General features: G+C 36.0%; 17 protein-coding genes and 1 pseudogene. 2 read left to right on the plus strand and 16 right to left on the minus strand.

Annotation, left to right across the window (positions count from 1 at the left end; genetic code table 11):
* Positions 1-290: 290 nt before the first annotated feature.
* From AAFN87_RS06115 to AAFN87_RS06125, 3 genes and pseudogenes are all read right to left on the minus strand, one after another.
* Positions 291-722, minus strand: a pseudogene (locus AAFN87_RS06115) (NUDIX hydrolase).
* Positions 723-827: 105 nt separating this feature from the next.
* On the minus strand, positions 828-1,286 hold the full coding sequence (locus AAFN87_RS06120) for an NUDIX hydrolase (protein WP_347790160.1): 459 nt from the start codon (positions 1,284-1,286) through the stop codon (positions 828-830).
* Positions 1,287-1,692: 406 nt separating this feature from the next.
* Positions 1,693-2,451: a hypothetical protein gene (locus AAFN87_RS06125; protein ID WP_347790161.1), complete on the minus strand. Its 759-nt coding sequence runs from the start codon at positions 2,449-2,451 to the stop codon at positions 1,693-1,695.
* 262 nt (positions 2,452-2,713) lie between these two features.
* Here AAFN87_RS06125 and AAFN87_RS06130 point away from each other — a divergent pair, with 262 nt between their 5' ends.
* Positions 2,714-2,998 (plus strand): hypothetical protein, encoded by a 285-nt coding sequence (locus AAFN87_RS06130; protein ID WP_347790162.1) that lies wholly within the window; start codon positions 2,714-2,716, stop codon positions 2,996-2,998.
* Positions 2,999-3,134: 136 nt separating this feature from the next.
* Here the strand turns inward: AAFN87_RS06130 and AAFN87_RS06135 are convergent, their stop codons facing one another.
* The 11 genes from AAFN87_RS06135 to AAFN87_RS06185 all read right to left on the minus strand — a co-directional run bounded on the left by AAFN87_RS06135 (position 3,135) and on the right by AAFN87_RS06185 (position 15,804).
* Entirely contained in the window at positions 3,135-4,202 is a 1,068-nt protein-coding gene (locus AAFN87_RS06135; RefSeq protein WP_347790163.1) for a sensor histidine kinase, read from the minus strand.
* Positions 4,199-4,885 carry a response regulator transcription factor gene (locus AAFN87_RS06140; RefSeq protein WP_347790164.1) on the minus strand — a complete coding sequence of 229 codons (687 nt, stop codon included), beginning with the start codon at positions 4,883-4,885 and terminating at the stop codon, positions 4,199-4,201. Before AAFN87_RS06140 ends, AAFN87_RS06135 begins: the two co-directional genes overlap by 4 nt.
* Positions 4,860-5,465 carry a class I SAM-dependent methyltransferase gene (locus tag AAFN87_RS06145; RefSeq protein ID WP_347790165.1) on the minus strand — a complete coding sequence of 202 codons (606 nt, stop codon included), beginning with the start codon at positions 5,463-5,465 and terminating at the stop codon, positions 4,860-4,862. Before AAFN87_RS06145 ends, AAFN87_RS06140 begins: the two co-directional genes overlap by 26 nt.
* 591 nt (positions 5,466-6,056) lie before the next feature.
* Positions 6,057-6,353, minus strand: a complete 297-nt coding sequence (locus tag AAFN87_RS06150; protein ID WP_347790166.1) for a hypothetical protein — start codon at positions 6,351-6,353, stop codon at positions 6,057-6,059.
* A gap of 453 nt (positions 6,354-6,806) precedes the next feature.
* Positions 6,807-8,006 (minus strand): L-2-hydroxyglutarate oxidase, encoded by a 1,200-nt coding sequence (gene lhgO / locus AAFN87_RS06155; protein WP_347790167.1) that lies wholly within the window; start codon positions 8,004-8,006, stop codon positions 6,807-6,809.
* Positions 8,007-8,017: 11 nt separating this feature from the next.
* The gene (locus AAFN87_RS06160; protein WP_347790168.1) at positions 8,018-9,307 is read right to left on the minus strand and encodes a (Fe-S)-binding protein; all 1,290 of its coding nucleotides are present in this window, start codon (positions 9,305-9,307) and stop codon (positions 8,018-8,020) included.
* The gene (locus AAFN87_RS06165) at positions 9,300-10,706 is read right to left on the minus strand and encodes an FAD-binding oxidoreductase (RefSeq protein WP_347790169.1); all 1,407 of its coding nucleotides are present in this window, start codon (positions 10,704-10,706) and stop codon (positions 9,300-9,302) included. The genes AAFN87_RS06160 and AAFN87_RS06165 overlap by 8 nt, the downstream gene beginning before the upstream one ends.
* 57 nt (positions 10,707-10,763) lie before the next feature.
* Complete coding sequence (locus AAFN87_RS06170; RefSeq protein ID WP_347790170.1) at positions 10,764-11,468, minus strand: FadR/GntR family transcriptional regulator; 705 nt, start codon at positions 11,466-11,468, stop codon at positions 10,764-10,766.
* Between the two features lie 16 nt (positions 11,469-11,484).
* On the minus strand, positions 11,485-13,455 hold the full coding sequence (locus AAFN87_RS06175; protein WP_347790171.1) for a TRAP transporter permease: 1,971 nt from the start codon (positions 13,453-13,455) through the stop codon (positions 11,485-11,487).
* 24 nt (positions 13,456-13,479) lie between these two features.
* Positions 13,480-14,484 (minus strand): TAXI family TRAP transporter solute-binding subunit, encoded by a 1,005-nt coding sequence (locus AAFN87_RS06180; protein WP_347790172.1) that lies wholly within the window; start codon positions 14,482-14,484, stop codon positions 13,480-13,482.
* A 594-nt stretch (positions 14,485-15,078) separates the two neighbouring features.
* A complete protein-coding gene (locus AAFN87_RS06185; RefSeq protein WP_347790173.1) occupies positions 15,079-15,804 on the minus strand; it encodes a 3-ketoacyl-ACP reductase in 726 nt (241 codons plus the stop codon).
* A gap of 394 nt (positions 15,805-16,198) precedes the next feature.
* Here AAFN87_RS06185 and AAFN87_RS06190 point away from each other — a divergent pair, with 394 nt between their 5' ends.
* Positions 16,199-17,056 carry an SLAP domain-containing protein gene (locus AAFN87_RS06190; protein ID WP_347790174.1) on the plus strand — a complete coding sequence of 286 codons (858 nt, stop codon included), beginning with the start codon at positions 16,199-16,201 and terminating at the stop codon, positions 17,054-17,056.
* A gap of 49 nt (positions 17,057-17,105) precedes the next feature.
* Here AAFN87_RS06190 and AAFN87_RS06195 read toward each other — a convergent pair whose 3' ends face one another.
* Together AAFN87_RS06195 and AAFN87_RS06200 are read right to left on the minus strand one after the other, a co-directional pair.
* On the minus strand, positions 17,106-19,088 hold the full coding sequence (locus AAFN87_RS06195) for a cation:proton antiporter (protein WP_347790175.1): 1,983 nt from the start codon (positions 19,086-19,088) through the stop codon (positions 17,106-17,108).
* Between the two features lie 559 nt (positions 19,089-19,647).
* Positions 19,648-20,139: a GNAT family N-acetyltransferase gene (locus AAFN87_RS06200; protein ID WP_347790176.1), complete on the minus strand. Its 492-nt coding sequence runs from the start codon at positions 20,137-20,139 to the stop codon at positions 19,648-19,650.
* Positions 20,140-20,384: the final 245 nt, after the last annotated feature.

A 20,384-nucleotide genomic window follows, 5' to 3' on the forward strand; every position in this document is an offset into this window, starting at 1 on the left:
ATTCACTCCTCCATCTCTTTAGGCTCCTGTGATCACCCCTATAGGATTCGTCTAAAGATATAATACTAATTAAATCTTAACAAACGCACACATCAATTCTTAAGATTTTCTTATTGTTTTTTCCTATGTAAATTAATGCAGAATACGTATTTTCTTCTGCAGCACGTTTCAATTTTGCCGAAGAAAATAAAAAGAGTGGCTAGTTGCCACCCTTAAATATTTGCTAACTCTCGATTAAGAATATCATACAACAAAATAATTGGTTGAATAACAATACCGTTCCATAGGACTTAAAATTCCACATAAAATGGTTGTTTGCTGCTATCAAGACAGAACTCTACTCTTTGTCTAAAATTATCTATAGTTATCATTTTTAAAGCTTGTTCGATAGGGAAAAAACCAACTTCTAAACTTTCTGGTGAAGTTGTTAATTTGCCACCAATTGGCTTAGCTAAAAAGAGCGTATTACAAATTGACTTATTTACATTTTGAAATATCCCGCAAAATTTTAGCACTTCAATTTCAATACCAGACTCCTCTTTAGTTTCCCTTATTGCTGCGTCTTACAGAGACTCACCTTCCTCAACTATTCCACCTGGCATTTCCCAGCCTCTTATGGGACCCTTAATGAGTAGAATTTCTTTTTGGTCGTTGATTACAATAGTTGCAGCTGAAACAAAGTGTTTAGAAGGTGTATAAATATGTGATGTATTTTGTCCCAAAGCTATTTCCCCCTTTTTTTAGCCTGAAGAATTGCCGATTAATTACTTATTTGTTTAAAACGATAGATATCCCCGTCTTTGCTTATATTAAAAAAACTTATAAACTTATTCCTTCATCTTGGATTGAACTCTAACATAAAACTCCTTTGTATCTTGATGTGTTAATCTCTCGAATACCTCGTCCGAATTCAAAAATTCAACTGCATTGATTTCATCATCTTTTGGCATTAAATCAGACCCATCCCCTAAATACTCAACAATATACATCGTAGTTTCTTGTTTTATATAACCTATTTTTTGTGCAACATCTTCAGGAAACGAAAAACTAATTTTTTCATCTAATTGTTTAATAATCTTATAATTTGTTGAGCCTGTTTCCTCTTCAAGTTCTCTTAATAATGCATCCTGGAGATCTTTATCATCCTCTTCTACGCCACCTTTCAGAAAATCCCAATCACCACTAATATGATTATTCGAGTTTTTTATTGAGCTTATTTTAACCTTATGTACTAAAAGAATTTCTTTCCCTTGATAAATTATTGCTCCTACTGCAGTTCTAATCATTTGTATTCTCCTCATTTTGATGTTTATTAAACTCTTAATTATTCGAAGATTATTATAACCAGTTACTACAATATATATTGTCATGCTATCATTTTTAATAGAAAACGGCTATTGGGAATTTTCACCGAAAGGATACAAGAATTATAAATAATAATTACGGCAATACTTTGGAACAAAACCTATTATTGCACCTGGTTCAACGTCGACAAACTAATTTTTTTCGATATAGAATAACTCAACAAACACTAATATTAAAGGTTCCTGGACATTTGATTCAAAACAAAACAGTAGACAAAGCTGAAAAGTGAAGCTTTGTCTACTGTCTGACATAGTATAGATATAATACAGTTATTTTTGATAATACTGTAGCAGCAACTACTACTACTACTGAAATATTAATAATTTATCAGCAGAACGCGGCATTCGCAGCAAAAACTAACCAAATTTGATTTTGTGTTGCATTGTCCACATGTTCATAACGGTTTGCACAGTCAACGAGAATTTTGTCACAACAAGAGTCCCAACTACCGAACTGATCCCAACAACGATCATGTGCTCGGCAACATGTATCGATACTATTTATAGGTGTACCACCGCCATCTATAGCACCTGATCCTGATCCACAACCTTTACCACAGTGTTGATATTTTTTTCCGTATTGGTCTTTTAAACAGAAATCGAACAAACCTTGTTGAATAACTGCGTCTGTCGTGCTTAACGGTTTAAAGGCTGGATCATGTATTGCTGATGTATCGATGTCTTTCTCCAGTTGCCCTTCATTTTTATCAGTAAACAACAAGTTCACTTTCCCTTTAAGCACATCAAAGACCAACACGTTTTTATTATCAGCAGATACTACTCTACCATAAAACTTTTCAACAACTTGATTTTCCAAGATGGCAACAATACTACTAATTTGCACCTTATTTTCATAGCCCAAAGTAATATTTTTACCTGTTCCAAATTTTTTAGTGTCAACGGCGACACCATCGTAAATATACAACCTTTTCACCGTCAAATCATCTTGTTTGAATGGAACATGTTTTTGAAGTTCCTCCATTAGCAAATGGAAATCCGACTTCGTTTGAACGTTTTGTACGTATGCTTCTTGTTCTAGCTCATTATTAACATACTTACCGTTTAAAATAATAGCGTTTTCTGACATTTTTACATTTCCCCTTTCTTCTTTTGGAAGCCATTTAACTTCCTTGTTAAGTAAAGAAGCACTAATGGGAAAAATAACAACCATAGTTTCTATTAAAGTTAAAATTTTGAAGAAATTTCATGTGATTGTTAGAATATTCTTAATGGTAAGGAGGATGCCGCAAACGAAATGTCTTTTTTTGCACCTACCTGTGGTTGATAATTTAGATTTAAATGTCATGTCATGAATATTATATTTTTCAAAAGGGAGGATGTTGTTTAAATTGAAATCAATCTTAGTTGTGAGCAATGTTATATTAAGTGGTCTTATTGCAATATTGATATCTTATTTCTATGCAGAAGGGGGAATAGGTGACGCTACTTCCTTAACACCAGAATTCTTTTTAATCTTACCGATATGGGCTATTGGGGCACTATTGATGTGGAGATTCGTTAACAAAAAAACGTTAGAAAATACTTCTTATTTTAAGATCATAATGAGCAACTTATTACTTTGGGTTACTATCCCTGTAGGTCTTATGTTGGCAATGCAATTTATTAATATGTGATAATTACAACATTATCCTGTTTCAGCAAGGTAAACACACCTGTAAAAACTGTTCAAAAAAAGACTATGCACATCAAGCACTGGTCGTACGGAAACTTGATAGTTGCATAGTCTTGAATTGTTTGCGCTATAGGTCATTAATCACATATAGGATGTTCAACTATAAAGGTTATCCAACCATCCTTATATTCCGCATGAATGTCCCCATTATGTAGTTCTACGATTCTTTTGGAAATTGATAGTCCAAGGCCAGTCCCTTGTTCACCCATTCTCGACATATCTCCTCTGTAAAACCGTTCAAACAATTTATTTACATTATCTACAGGGGGTTGTTCCACTCTATTTGACACCTTTAAAGCTACGGTATTCTCTTTAGAAATTAGGGATATATTAATTTCCGAAGGTTTAATACTGTATTTTATCGCATTCATAAAGAGGTTTTCATAAACCCGAACCATTTTTTCTACATCTATTAAAACAGGGATATCTTCATTTGTTATCGAATTTCGAACACTTAAATGTTCTTCCTCGAATATTGGAATATATTCTCCAACGATTTGCTGCAATAAACTCGCCAAATCAATTTTATATAGATTTAACATAGCATCCGGACTAGATAAACGGGTAAATTCAAACAGTTCATCCATTAGATAATTTAGTCTTTGTGATTTTGAATAAATAGTTTCAAAGTATTCCTGCAGCTGATTTTCATTTTTATATTGCCCACTCTTTATTAAATTCAAATAGCCAATAATTGATGTTAATGGCGTCCGTAAATCATGAGATATATTTGTTATCAGTTCATTTTTCACCTTTTCTAGTTGTCTTTCATGAATAAACTTATTTTCTAACTCCTTTGACATGTAATTAATGTTCCCTGCTAGCTGCGATAGTTCATCCTTCCCTTTAATGTCAATTGTCTTCCCCAGTTTTCCATTGGCAATATGTTGCACTGTTTCAGAAATATATTTTAAATACAGTATTTTTTTCCTTACGAGCAATGTAAATATGACAATGAACGTTAGTATTACAGAAGAAAACCAAAATGTCAGTAGCAAACCGGCTTGCAAGATACTGCCATTTGGGTTAATTAAAGTATCCATTTTTGAAAAGACGACCATCACTGCTAGGGTTCCAAAAAAACTAATGATAATCATTAAAAGAAGATTTACGGTTAGTGTATTTTGAAACTTAATTGTCTTCATATTTTATAACCTACTCCCCAAATCGTTTTAATATATATAGGCTGTTTGGGATCTTCCTCTATTTTGTTTCTAATTTTTGTAATATGTACCATCACTGTATTATCAGACTTATAAAAGTCTTCCTTCCAAACCGCTTCATAAATTTTTGCAACACTTAAGACTCTCCCTTTGTTTCGACTAAGCAATTCTAAAATATCAAATTCTTTCGGAGTTAACCTAACTTCCTTTTCTTGTACGAAAACTTGACGTGTATCTGTATTGACAACTAAATCCCCTATCTCAATAACACTTTTGTCGATAGATGAATCTGTATTGTATTTTTTATATCTTCTTAATTGAGATTTCACCCTAGCAATTAATTCCAATGGATTAAATGGTTTAGATAAATAATCATCGGCACCAGCAGTAAGACCTTGAATTTTATCCATATCTTCTGATTTTGCCGAAAGCATGATAATCGGCATGCTGCGTTCTTCTCTAATTTTCATACATGCTTGAATACCATCCATCTTCGGCATCATAATGTCTAAAATAATGAGGTCAAAAGCTTTTTCTTCTAGTATTTTCAATGCTTCAATAGCATTTTCAACCTTTTGAGTTTGCATACCTTCATTTTCTAAATATACCGAAATAAGATTTCTAATTTCTTTATCGTCATCAACAATTAGTATTTTTGATATCATCAAATTCCTCCATATGTTTTTTTGATGTAGAACAGTTAAAGATGTAGGCAGGTGGGAAATTTCTATACTCTCTTTTAATATCAATTTTAGTGAAATAATGTTTAATAAATTCTTTTTTTAATTTTGTGTATTGGAAAGTAATAAATATTCCATCCTCTTTTAAGATTTTGTTAGTATTTAATAAAATTTTGCATGAAATGTTTTTTGATAAACTCGAAAAAGGAAGACCAGATATAACATAATCAACATAAGGGATATCGAACTCTCTCAAATACCGTTCAATATGTTCTGCAGATCCATTTACAACGAATACATTATTTTGCTCTTTATATTTTTCTTTAAGCAATGAATAAAATCCTTTATTATTTTCAACTAATAAAATAACTGTTTTAGAATCTCTTTTTTTAATCAATTTTTCCGTAAATACACCTGTACCCGGACCATATTCAACAATGTATTTTGCTTTCTTAAAATTGATTTTTTCAATCATTTTATCACCAAGAAATCTTGAACTAGGAAGAATAGCACCTACAGATTTTGGATTGATTAGAAATTGATACAGGAATAAAATTTTTTTCAAATTGACCACCTCATTGATTTGAATTGATAATCATACTTTAAATTTCAAACCTTAAGAGGAAATAGCGAAAATCCTTAAGAATTCTTAAGGATTGTTGATACATTTATAATTGCCAAAATCCATCTATTCTTATTAAAAAAAGACACAAAAAAAGCAACCCTCAGCCTACTGAAAGTTACCCTTATTTTTTGAGAGTAATATAGCATTTTTTACCCTCATTATTAACTATTAGTTTTGCACAGCACAAGCTGCCTGGTGGATGACAGACGGTCCTGAAAAGTCGATACCTCAACCAGAAACCCAGGATTTAAAAGAACCTTTAACTTTTAGGTTTTAGTTTTAAGTTATTAAGAACTTTGAAACGTAAACTTTGCGCTTTTAGCTTTACTCTTTGAATTTTCAACTAATAGCATTATCTTCATACTGCATTCGCAGCTTCAATAATGCTTGAAAGGTAAGTTGAATTAGTAAGAAACTATTTAGTGAGGTATGTTTTGAAATTTCAACTCGCGCACACCCTCTAAGCACGAGCGACTTATACGTTTTCTGTTTTCGCTAGGCCATGCAATTCTATAATATTAATATTTCTATTTAAACTTGTACTTCTATAAATGTAGTGGCATTAGATTCTGATAACACAGCATCTACCTCTGATTCGAACTCTTCAATACGACTAGTCAATGCATCAATTAATTTCTTTGCATTCATCGGATCAACGAATTCAAATTCGTTACGTTTCATGAATGTCTCTGAATGTAATTTTACTTCTTCTGCAGATTGCTTTTCCTTGTTTCCAAAAATATTCACTAAGTATGTTTCCAGTTTTGCTGGGAGTGCATCATTTTCTTTAGCGACTGTTTTAATTGCTGTACGATACTGTTGCATCATTTTGTCTAGTAACTGTTTTTCAAAACCAATTGACTGTTTACGTTCAATTGCTACCTCGCCATCGAAGTATCTTCAATTTATGTATCTGCCGTAGTTTATTTAATAATGAAAGTTAGTATTTTATTTATCTAATATTTAAAGTTATTTATCTTAGGCAATTTTGAACTAAAATAGTTAATTTTGATCCTGGACTAGAAATGGTTGCTTATACGCAATATTGAAACAGCTAGTAAAATGTACGGTGTTTGTTTTACTTTCGTATTCAATTAATGCTGCAGACAGAAACTTCTCGCTATAGGAAACGTTAGCTTGCCTTTTATCCATCTTATAAACGTAAAAACGCAAAATTTCGCAAGTTCATCGCTTGCTCCATTTTGCGTTTTAAAAGGCTAATCAATAGATCTAGTAAGGGGAATCTTATTTGATATTGGATAAATAATTGCGTTCCTTCTGTTAAAGAGACTCAAACTTTTTCTCGAAGCGAGTCACAATTTCCTTACCGATTTCAATAGAAGCTGTCGCTGCCGGTGACGGAGCATTTAGCACATGGATACTTCGCTTACCAGGAATGAAGTAAAAATCATCAACCATGGATCCATCACTTTTCAATGCTTGCGCACGCACCCCTGCACCGCCAGGCACTAAATCCTCGGCTGTAATTTCAGGAATGAGCTTTTGCAGGCTTTTTACGAACAGCCCTTTACTATAGGAACGCGCCATTTCGTTTAAACCTTCTTTCATATTCTTTCCTGCCAGCTTCCAAAACCCTTTATACATAAGTGTTTCGGCAAGGTCGAAAACATTAATATCCGTTTTTTTATAGCCTTCGCGCTTAAAGCTAAGTACAGCGTTTGGGCCGGCCTCTACTTCCCCGCCAATCATACGTGTATAATGTACGCCTAAAAACGGAAAATCAGGGTTTGGTACAGGATAAATTAAATGATTGACTAGTCCACGGCTGCTTTCCTTCAGCTTATAATACTCTCCTCTAAACGGCACGATTTTTAAATCAGCGTGATAGCCTGCCATTCGTGCAATGCGATCACTCTGTAAGCCAGCACAGTTGATCATCACTTTTGCTTCGTAGGATTTTCGTCTTGTCTCGATATAGACACTTGCTGGACCTTCCTCAATCTTTTCAACTGCTTCATTGCAGCGGATTTCCCCACCGCGATTTTCAATTAACTCACGCATTTTTTCTGACACTTGCCTGTAATTCACAATGCCTGCCTGCGGAACACGGATAGCCCCGATCCCCGCTACATGCGGTTCAATCTCTTTTAACTGTTCTACGCTTAACATATCAATCGCCAGCTCATTTTGCAGCCCGCGTTCATATAGGTTTTGAAGAAGTGGTAATTCATGTTGCTCAGTTGCTACAATGACTTTCCCGCAAATGTCATATTCGATATCATGTTCCGCGCAAAAGGCAACCATTGATTGACTACCCTGTCTAGCAAAGCGTGCTTTAAAACTTCCTGGTTTATAGTAGATGCCCGAATGGATCACCCCGCTATTATTACCTGTTTGGTGCATAGACACAGATGGTTCCTTTTCCAAGATTACGATCTTTTTTTCCGGGAATCTTTCCGTTAATGCCAGACCAACGGATAATCCTACAATCCCTCCACCAATAATGACCACATCTAACATACTTTTCTCCCCTATGCTTCAATACTACATGCTTCAGCCAATAGTTCGACAAGATGTACAACCCGAATTTCTTGTGACAATCCTTCTCGCTCGGCACCCAGCTTCATTTGCAGATGACAACCTGGATTTGTTGTCACAATGATACTTGGGGGCTCTGTCAATGCTTCTACATGCTTCATTTTTTCATCTAATATTTTCATCGAATGATTGTAGCGGACAATGTTATAAATACCAGCAGATCCACAACACATATGCGCATCAGGCAAAGGAATATAGTCGATGCCAGGGATACTTTGAATCATTTGAAGTGGTTCGTTCACACGCTTTTGTACATTTGTCATATGACATGACGGTTGGTATGTCACTTTATAAGAGAGCGGCTTTGTATATGGCAATGATAGCTGACTCAAAATGACACTAATATCAACAGATTTCTCAGAGAATTTTTCCGCTCTCTCTACCCACTCGGGCGAGTCATCCAGTAGCTGTGGATATTCACCAAGCATTGCCCCACAACCACCAATACTATTTACTATATAGTCAAAATCATAACGCTCAAACGCCTCAATATTACGCTTAGCCAGTTCACGTGTTTTATCTGATAAGCCGCTATGTTGATGTAATGCACCACAGCACCCCTGCTCCTGAATCACTGTCACTTCGCAGCCCGCCTGCTGCAACAGTTTCATACTGAGTGTATTAATAGATGAAAACATCGTATCCATGATACATCCAACAAAAAAACCGATTTTAAAGGTAGCCTGTGGTGTCGCCGCTTCATAAAATCGCTCCCGCTTTGACCGCTTAATTGGCCCCTCGACAGTTGGTAAAATCGTTTCAAAGGCGTGGAGATTCTCAGGAAGCACACGTAAAACACCTGTTTTATGTGCTACTTTTTGTAACCCGGTTTTTTGGTAGAATGCTAATCCCGCACCTAGTACTTTACGTATCTGTTCATTGGGCACCACTTGGTTAAATAAGAGTGATTTCATTACCTTGACACGCGATTTCAACTGCTCATTCTTATGTTTTGCCAACACTTCAATTGCAGACTCGAGAATCTTTCCGTATTGAACGTTTGTTGGGCATGCTGTTTCACAGGCACGGCAGCCCAGGCATAGATCAATTGCTTCGGTCATATCGTCATATGTAATTTTCCCCTCAGCCGCCATCTTCACTAAATTAATGCGTCCTCGCGGTGAATGGGTTTCCTTTTTAAATGTTATATACGTAGGGCATGTTGGCAGGCAGTAACCGCATTGCACACAGCTGAGTGTCTCTTGATATGCTAACTCAGTCATTGGACAACACAAACCTTTGATTTGGCTCAGGGAATATTTTCCCCGGATTTAAAATATCATTCGGATCCCATGCCTGTTTAATGCGTTTCATCATATCCACCCCTACTGCACCAAGCTCCATTTCCATAAAAGGTGCTTTTAATGTACCGATGCCGTGCTCCCCGGATAATGTCCCTCCAAGCTCGATTGCCGCTTGGAATATTTCCTCTACTGCCTGTTCTACCCGCTTCATTTCCTCTGCATCCCGCTCATCTGCAATAATATTCGGATGTAGATTACCATCGCCTGCATGTCCAAATACAACGAGATCAATTTTATATTTCTCTTTAATTTCCTTTAACCGCTGGAACATTTCCGGAATTTTGCTGCGTGGGACAGTTGCATCCTCTGAAATTTTTGTTGGTTTAACCCGGACAATGGCCGGTGAAACAAGCTTTCTAGCAAGCCATAGCTTTGCGGCTTCCTCTGCAGTTTTTGCGATTTGTACCGAACGGGCATTTTCTTGAAGACACACATCATTTACACGCTTTATTTCATCCTTGATTGCAGCTGGATGTCCGTCTAATTCAATTAAAATGAGTGCATCAATATTTGTCGGTAAACCTGATGGACGATAAGCCTCTACGGCTTCCACAGACGCCTTATCCATAATTTCTAACTTTGCAGGGATAATACCCGCACTTAATATATTCGAAATTGCACGCCCCGCATCAATGATGTCATCAAATACCGCCATTAATGTTTCTGTAGCTTGTGGTTTTGGATAAAGGCGAAGAACTGCCTCTGTGATAACACCAAGCGTGCCTTCAGAACCGACAATCAACTTCGTTAAATCATAACCCGTCACGTTTTTCACCGTTTTGCCGCCTGTCCGAATGATTTCGCCTTCTGGTGTCACGACTTCCAGGCCAATGACATAATCCTTTGTGACCCCGTATTTCAGACCCTTAGGACCGCCCGAATTTTCAGCCAAGTTTCCGCCGATAGTCGCGATATTCATACTGGACGGGTCTGGCGGATAAATTAGCCCGTGTACAAGTGCTGCATTATTAATTGCCTGTGCTGTCACGCCAGGTGATACAATCGCTAGCATGTTCTCCGTATCGATTTCCAATTTAGATGTCCATTGAGATAAATCCATCACAATTCCCCCGCGGACAGGCAGGGGACCACCACTCAAACTTGTACCCTGCCCACGTGGGTATACAGGGATTTTATGCTTATTGGCCAGTTGTAAAATTCCTGCCACTTCATATGAAGATAACGGTTGCACAACCACTTCCGGCATATACACCCCAAATGAGGCATCATAGGAATAGCTTGTCAAATCTGCCTTCTCTGTTAAAATACGCTCATCATCCAGGATGATTTGTTGTAAAAGCTGTTGTAGCTTCTCCATTTCGTCCCCTCCTAGGTCCCAATTAAAAGACCAGCGAAGAGAACGCGCTTTATAGCGTTACTCTTCTTCTGGTAAATTGAGAATTTTATTGCGAGCATTGCTTAAATGCTCCCGCATCGCTTGTCTTGCCCCTTCACTGTCTTGTTGGGCAATCGCTTGTGCAATAAGCATATGCTCCTTAGCGACTTCCTTCCGCTTTTTATCCCATCCTAAATTTTTGGTTAGGGAATACTTTAATGCACGTAAATGTAAGTCACTTAAATTGCCGATTGTTTCAGAGATAAAGTCATTTTTACACGCCTTCATAATAAACTGATGAAACTGAAAATCTTCTTCATAACCAATTGCTTGATTATCACCCATCAGCTGTTGGAAATGATCAACTAACCTTTGAATTTCCACAAGCTCCTCTTCTGTTCGGCGTTCCGCTGCCAATGCAGCTGCCTCCGTTTCGATAATGATCCGGAACTCCAGTAAATCCAGCACTTGCTGCCTCTTGATGAGTTGAAAGCGCACAGGATCCAATAATTCTGCCAGCGACACTTCCTTCACCAAGCTGCGGCTGCCTTGTCTGCTTTCGATGGCACCTGCTACTTCTAATACTTTTAGCGCTTCTCTAATAGGCGCTCTACTTACCCCGAATCGTACTGCCAACTCATTTTCGGTTGGCAGCACTGTATTTGTCTGGAGCTCTCCTGTACGCATCATTTCAATCAAAAACTCTAATACTTGATCTGCTACTTTCCTACGTTCAACTTGCATTTTATAACTCCTATCTTTAAACAGATACTTCATTCCTTTGAGTATTCACTTTTTTAGCACGTGGCAAGTGAATAGCTAACACTAGTATAATGATTCCTAGACCTATTGCGCTCGTAATTAATTCTGGAATTATTAAAAGTAATGCTGCAATCGCCATAGCTATACGCTCAAAAATGGTCATATTTGTTGTAAAGAAGTTAAATACAGTTGTCGCCAATGCAAACACACCTAAAATCGAAGTAGTGAATGCAAAAATAATTTGTAATGCTGCGTCCATACCTGTTGCTTCTGTCTGCATAACAAGTGCTGGATTGTACACGATCATAAATGGTAATAAGAATCCTGGTAAACAAAGCTTTACCGCTGTCCACGATGTCTGCATTGCATCTGCTCGGGCAATCCCTGCAGCTGTATAAGATGCCAATGCCACTGGTGGCGTAATGTTAGAAAGTGCACCGAACCAAAATACAAAGAAGTGTGCCGCAATAGGATTCACCCCTGCTTCAATTAATGCTGGCGCAGCAGCTACAGCGACAACGATGTAAAGTGCTGTCGAAGGTAACCCCATACTTAATACAATACTCGTAATCATAATCAACACTAAAATAATGGCTAAATTATTGCCTGATATTTGAATAATGTTGTAAGCCAGTGTTGAGCCTAACCCTGTCATAGTAATGACAGCAATGATAATACCTACTGTTGCACAGGCTACAGCTACTTGAATTGACCCGCGAGCTCCTTCAATCATTGCATTGATAATGGCCTTTATGCCAATTCGCTTTTCTTTATCCTTCGTCAGCCAGCTCGCCGCTATACACGCAAAGATCCCTGCAAAACCAGCAAACAACGCTGTAAAGCCTGTCATTAAAGTCACAATGACGATAATAATCGGTAAGATTAGCACTCCGCGTGACTTGATGACCTCTATTACATCTGGAATATTTTCCTTACTAATCCCTTTTAGCCCTTGCTTTTTTGCTTCAATATCAATGGCTATAATTAAGGCGCTATAGTAGAGGATCGCTGGAAGAATCGCAGCTAGAACGATAATGTTATAACCCACTCCCAGGAAACCTGCCATGATAAAAGCAGCTGCCCCCATGATAGGTGGCATTATCATTCCTCCAGTTGAAGCTGTTGCCTCAACTGCTGCTGCAAAACGCGGCTTTAAACCGATGCTCTTCATCAAAGGAATTGTAAAAGTTCCAGTTGTTGCTACATTCGCTACTGCAGAACCGCTTAACATCCCAGTTAAAGCGGAAGACAATACAGCTACCTGGGCAGGGCCACCTCGTCTTTGCCCAGCAACCGCTAATGCTAAATCATTAAACAAGCGTGTCGCCCCGCTTGCATTTAAAAATGCTCCGAATAAAATGAAAATCACGATATACGTCGTTGCAATCGAGAACGTCATGCCAAATATTCCTTCAGTCGTCATATATAGACGGTATAAGAGACGCTCAAAGCCAAAGCCTGCGTGACCGAACATACCAGGGAACCATGGACCGAACAACGCAAAGAAGAGCGCTATTATTGCCAACAATGGAATGAACAGACCAATTGTGCGGCGTGATACTTCTAGTAACACGACAATCGTAATAAATGCAAAGATATAATCAATTGTCGTAGGCTCTGATAACTTCACATTATGAATAGTAGAATAATTTAGTAATATATAGGCGCCCCCTGCAAATCCTAAGATGGCCCATATATAATCCATAACTGTTATTTTAGTTTTACTAGAACGTTTTGTTGCTGGGTAAAGTAGAAATGTTAATACTAAAAGAAACGTTAAAAAAATTGCATTTCGATAGATTTCTTGAATGTTCATCAAACTATTTACATAAACCGAAAATGCCGCTAAAACAAACAGTAATACTGCAATGACCATACCTGTTTTACCAGACAATGTCCTTATTGCTCCGCCAGCTTCTTTATCATTTTCCAACGTTTCAGCCACATCAAATTCTTGTTGTTTAATCATCATTACACCCCCGTGATGAACTCCTTATTTTTTTGATTCATTCGCTTCTGGCGGAATAAGATGCTCAGGCACCTCTAATCCAGCCTCCACAAAGTATTTGTATGCTCCCATATGAAGCGGAGCAGGAAGTCCATTTAGCGCTGATTCTAATTGGATTTCTTTTGCTGAGTTATGAATTTGGTGTACTTTATCTAAATTTTCATAAATCGTTTTCGTCAATTTGTATACAAGTTCTTCATCAATTTCTGTAGTAGTTGCCAAAAAGTTCGGTTGCGCAATAGTATTGATTTCTTTATCAATTCCTTTGTATGTACCGGCTGGGATTACAAAGCGGAACCAAGTGTTAAATACACTGTTAATGCTATCAAGCTGCTCATCAGTGACATCTAATACAGAAGCCTTTACACCAGAAGCCGTCATGTCCATTACCGAAGATACAGGAACCCCAGCAGGTAGAGAGCCACCATCTAGACGCCCATCTCGCATTGCTGAAATAGTATCATCATAACCTAAATATTCGGGCTTAATATTCTCTTTTGTTAACCCTAAACCTTCCATAATTACTAGTGTCGATTGCTCTGTTCCTGAAGCTTGTGGGCCTACGGAGAACGACTTTGTATCGATGTCAGAAATTGTTCCTGTTGTAATTTCTTTATCCATCAACACAAAATGCTCTACGTTTGACCATAGCATGGAGATTGAACGTAACTCTTCATATGGCCTACCTTCAAAGTTGCCGCCTCGTCCTTCATATGCTTGCGCCCCGATAAGACCTTGAAGAATAGCTACTTTTGCTTCCCCGTTTTTTAATAGTTGAATATTTTCCACCGATCCTGCTGATGATTGACCCGTGGCCTTTACCTTTTCTTCAGTTAACATTTCAGTCCATAAATTCCCTAATCCAACTCCGATTGGATAGTATGTCCCCCCTGCCGATGCAGTTGCAATAGTAATGAACTCTCGGCGCTCTATGCATCCGGATAGCATTAATGATAACGCTACCAAAATAACCAATAGTGACTTTTTCATTTCTTTCCCCCTAATGTAAAAAAATGTAGTAAGCTTGTATGACAAGTCTACAACAACTATTTTATTCTTTCAATAAAAATTCTGAATTTTTATATTACTCTTGATAATTATCCAGTGAAATAAATACAAAAAGATAGAGATACGAAGTCGTTGCCGTGCAGATAAATTTCATAATGACTTGGTGTTCTGGTCCTTCGATCACCTTCAACTTATGCGACTGCCGTTCTAATTCTTTGTCTAATATTGAAAGTTATTTATCTTATACTGAATGTAATTTATCTTAGGCAATTTTGAACGAAGAAAATTGATTCTATTTCAGTTGATAGCAATATTTTTGGTAAAAAGACCTTCAAATAATGAAATTTATACCTTTAGCTCAATATGTTACCACGGTGTTTATTCGCAGAAAAGACAGGCCAATCACAAATGCACTACAGAGATTTATCGAAAAGACAAAACAATGCCTTTCAGACAACTAACTAAAAAACTTTTCAAACGTCAACACAATGTAATCATGGATCTAAAAAAAGAGTTGATTACCCCTTTTTCGGATAATCAACTCTTCCAACAATTTATTCACTTAACTACCATTCATTAATACGGATTCGTTGCGATAAAGCTTGCTGTTTTCACGTAAATACGTGGATTTAACTTTAATTGGTTGACGATGAATTCAGCAATATCTTCTGGTTGCATGAATTTTGATTCATCGTTTTCTTTAATTAAGCTTAAATCTACTGCTAAATCTGTCGCTACTGTACTTGGTGTTAAAGCCGATACGCGAATGTTGTTACGGCGAACTTCTTGTGCTAGAGATTCTGTAAATCCAATAACAGCAAATTTTGATGCACTGTAGGCACTTGATGTAGCAGCTCCACCTAATCCATTAGTAGAAGAAATATTAATAATATCTCCTCCATTTTTTTCGATTAATTGAGGTAGTACTGCACGTGTTACATAATATGTACCCATTAAGTTTGTATCAATGATTTGCTTCCATTCTTGTGGATCCATCTCCATAACCGTACCGAATGTAGCGATACCTGCATTATTAATTAAAATATCAGCTGGTCCTAAGTCATTTGTTAATGAAGCAATGGCTGCCTCAACTTGTTCTTTTGATGAAACATCAGCCGTTGCATAGGCTACTTTTACACCTAAGCTTTCGATTTCGGAAGCAACTTCCTTTAAAGTTTCTTCTGTTCTAGCCAATAAACCTACATTTACGCCTTCTTTAGCTAAGTGAAGCGCTGTTGCTTTTCCGATTCCTCTCGCTGCACCAGTTACAAATGCTACTTTTCCTTGTAAATTTTGCGCCATTATAAGTAGCTCCCTTCATAAATCTTTTTAATCCGTTTTCATTATACTATGGTGAAATACTTTTCGCTAAAGGAAGGACTCCATTTTAATTTACTAGTAATAATTATTCGTTCATTATTTTTATCTCGCAAAAATAATCACCACAATTTTTATCAACGATTTTGTCATATAACCAAATTGATATACGACTTATTTATATTTAAGTGCCATTTGCCCCTTTTGACGCTTATTTAAAAATAAGTTGTATATTAAATTCGACAAATCACGGTTTCATTGTTTTTAAAATGATGTGATATAATTTTCTGCTAAAAATTGAATATGATCATTACAATCCAACTTCCTACTTCACCACCGTTCTCGTATGTTAAACTAACATAAAAAGGAGGTTTCCTTTATGCAGCAGCTACAATTTGAAGCTTCTTGGGACAAAGCATTGTCAGCACAAGACCGAGATCAAATAGAAAAGCTTTTTAACGAAACAAAAGAGAAACATTTTGCTAATATTGTTTTCTCCCCTATTCGAGAAGCGATAAATCATCGAAATGAGCTATTAATTACCGTATTAGTGCACAACTTTTCTGCAATTCCACTGACGTTTGAGAATACTCGACTAGTCTATTTGAACGAGCAAATGATACTTGCGGAGAAGCTATTTACATTACCAGCGCTCGTGATTCCACCAAAAGTGAGTATGCCTTGGACGTTTATATTTCCTCAAGGTAACTATAGATCAGGGAATTCAAATTGGGCTGGAAGGTTACAAATACAATTTGATGGGAAAATGAAGCATTTGCATAATGTCGATGACTATTGCCTGACAATTTATGCTGAACAAATCCATTCACATCAACAATTTGACGAATGGACTTTTCATTCTATGAAACCTGTCCTTTCTTTTCGTCATAAAGATACGAATGACTCTTTTTATTGGCAATTAGATTGGTTTGAAGATGAGCCAGGAAGTGACTATCTTCTTATTGAAGAACAAACTATTCCGACCTCTATTGATTATCATGTTGACCAATATTATCCCGATCAATACTTTATTATCGGTTCAAGCTTTTCTTTTGAAGATAACGTTATAAAAAAGGTGACGGGCTACGGTTATAAGGGCGAAACACTTCAAGTTTTCGATACGATAGTTTTTGAATTTGAACAATCCTTTCTTTTAATAAAAGCAGGTCCTCTTATTAGTGGGGTATATACTAAAACACCTCCCGTCGTTAATAGAGAAATTTTATTTACTTTTTAACCTTCAAAAAAGCAAAGGGAGTCTAGAATGTAAGTTTCTAAGACCCCCTCTATTCTTCCTCTTCAAGTAAAATAACACTTTCTAAATTATTGACAAATCTTCTTAATTCTTTTGCTACTTCATTATTTATATTACCAGCACGATACCATTCATTTATAAGACTTCTTTGAGCTTCAATTGCTATTAAAGCTAAGTATTCTTTTTGTTCTTCCAGTTTTGAAGAATCCATTTTATTATAAGAAGAATATTGTAGGTGACGATAATACATTTCCAATTTTTGCGCAACATCTAAAGAAAATTCATTTGTTTCTTGAAGATGCCTTACAATTGATGATGATACATAATCTGATAAATCTTTTTTTACATTATTAATTTGTTCTACAACATTGACAGGTAGTTTGCTCAACTTCCGTTCATGTAAAAAATATCGCAAACGACGTTTTAACAAAGTAAATGATCGGTTATTCAACATATCTTTTCTTTCTTTAAGAATATAATTAACTTCTTGTTGAATTGATTGGCTAAATCCATGCTCAGTCATATATTGATTTGTATAAATTATTTCTAATTCAATCCCAACTTTTCTGGCTTCCAGTATTTTTTGCCTGTACGTTTGAAATGCTCCCTCTGACTGTTCTCGCTCAATATTTATTAACATTGCGTTATATTGATTTATTAAACTTAGAGCAATAGGAGCGTTTTCCTCTACAGTTTCAAGTTGAATACTACGAATTGCATGATTTATCATTTTTCGTTTTTCACTCATTAAATTTGATTGTTGTGCTGCTTTTTTAGAGTTTAACAAAGGTAAGAATATAGTAGCCATTATCAAAGTGAATAAAATAACACCTGCTGCTAAAAAAATGAGTAATTGGCGGTATGGAAATAAGTCTCCCTGATTTGTTACTAGAGGTAATGATAAAATTCCTACCATAGTAATGGTACCCCGTACTCCAAGAAATGTTGTCACAATATGATCTTTAATTGTCACTGTTTCATTGCTCTTAAATATTTTTTTATCAATAACGCTAAAGAACATTACCCAAGCAAACCTGATTACTAACACCATCAAGCCAATACTTAACACGTATAAAATAAGGACACTATTGTGAATTACCTCACTTTTTAATATTGAATTTGTAGCAGAAGGCAACACAAGTCCTAACAAAAGGAAAATCACGCCATTGAGTATGAACGTAAAAATTAACCAAACATGTTCTGTTACTACTTGTTCCTGCGCAATAACACTTTCGGTCTTTTCTTTAATAATTGTCGAAATAATTCCTCCTGTTACTACCGTAATTACACCTGATGCATGAAACACTTCTTCTGCTATAAAATATAAAATAAAGGGTGTTAAAACTTGTACTAAGACATAAAATGTTGAATCTACAATTCCTACACGGCGAAAATGAAGTCGTATCAAAAATATTGCTAATGCACCGAAGATCCCTATTATGACACCAACCAAAAACATGTACATAAATTCAATTCCTGCTGATGTCAATGAGAAATAGCCTGTTACAACTGCCGCAACTGCATATTTAAACGCGATTAATCCCGATGCATCATTGATTAAAGATTCTCCACGAACTAAATTCATATTACGCACTGGGATATGAACTCGTTTGGCAATACCATTTACAGCCACTGGGTCAGTAGGAGATAAAATAGCCATTAACGCAAAGGCAGCCGCCAAAGGAATCGGAGGAATCATCCAGTGCACAAAAAGACCACCAACAATTGTTGTTAATAATACTAATATAATTGCGTTACCTAAAATAGGTAATCGCATTTCCCATAATTGTTCACGTGGAAAATGTGCTCCATCATAATAAAGTAAAGGAGCAATAAACAATAACAAAAACCATTCTGATTCAATTTCAATGGTGAAATTATTTGCTACTAAAGCAACTACAACTCCAACTACAATTTGAATTAGCGCAATTGGAATGGAAGGAATATAATGTGCTAGAACATTTGTAACTATTAATAATACAAGCAGAAATAATATTGACAGTAAGACTTCCATGTACAGTCTCCTTTCTGTTAAGAAAATTACGCCTTCAATTTCTCACATACAACCAAATTCCAGGAGACTAATCTTCCCTTTGTTTGAAACATATTTTTTCATTTATGCAAGTAGTAATATATTGGTTTCAATTTACACTTATTTTTTCCACCATCAAGTGTCTATACAAAGTTAAAGCCGCTTCTTTATAGCGAAAGCTTTTCCGTAATAAATATTGACGAATAACACTCTTTTGAATCAGCCATACTGATAATTATTTACTAAAACTTGCTTAAATTAATATTTGTTTCAGTTTTTGAATTACGTCAACTGTCATACCTACCATTTCACCCTTCAGGCTTTCTTTTTCATTAAAAGTTCCAATAAAAAGAGCAGCCAACCATTGGTAGACAATGTTTTGGCTGCTCTTACAATTCGGTATTTATTTTATGTATTTTATATACCCTCGAGATGGATAATACCTGTCATATTCAATGTAATCGAGAGCCTTTTTACGATAAACTTCATAAATACCATTTATAATTATAAAATCACAATCTTCCCCATCGGAATTTTTTATTTACAGTTTTTTATCCCCAATTCCTTCAATAACCAAATTCTTTCGTAAACCTTTTTCTAAGCCAAAAACGTCATATGTTTCTAGCGCCATTTCAAAGCCTAATTTTTGATAAAATTGATTCGCCTGTTCATCTCCTCTTGTATAAAGCTCAATAAATTCAATTTGTGTATCATTCAAGTGTTTCAACGCTTCAGCGTACAATTGTTGACCAATTCCTTTAGATTGATGATCAGGATGAACTGCTATTATTTGTAGAAATGCCCCTAAACCTTTGCCTAATAATGATGTTTTTAATTCATTTGTATCTAACACCATATCTAAAATACCAATAACTTCTTCATTTTCAACAGCAATTAATTCTATTGATGGCCGAGCATCAAATGTAGGCTTGGATGTCACTACATCTTCGTACATAGACGTATGTAAATAAGCTAAAACCCTACACCTTAACCAACCTTCTTCATATTCAGGTGAATATTTTTTTATCTGCATTTCCAATTTCCCCCCTAGCAAATCAAATTACATTACCTAGAAAAACCTCATCTTTAAATCTTAAACAAAAATAAGCCAATGCAGCAAAAATCACATTGGCTTATTTTAGCTATTCTATCTAGTTTTTGCACTATTCTTTGTATGTAAATAATATTCGAGCCAATCTTATTTGTATTGTCTTTTCTTTTACTCTTAATATCGTGAAATTTATTTATCGTACATATCGTGAAATACTAGCTCTTTAT

It is taken from the genome of Solibacillus sp. CAU 1738, from assembly GCF_039888725.1.
In the GTDB taxonomy this organism is placed as follows: Bacteria; Bacillota; Bacilli; order Bacillales_A; family Planococcaceae; genus Metasolibacillus.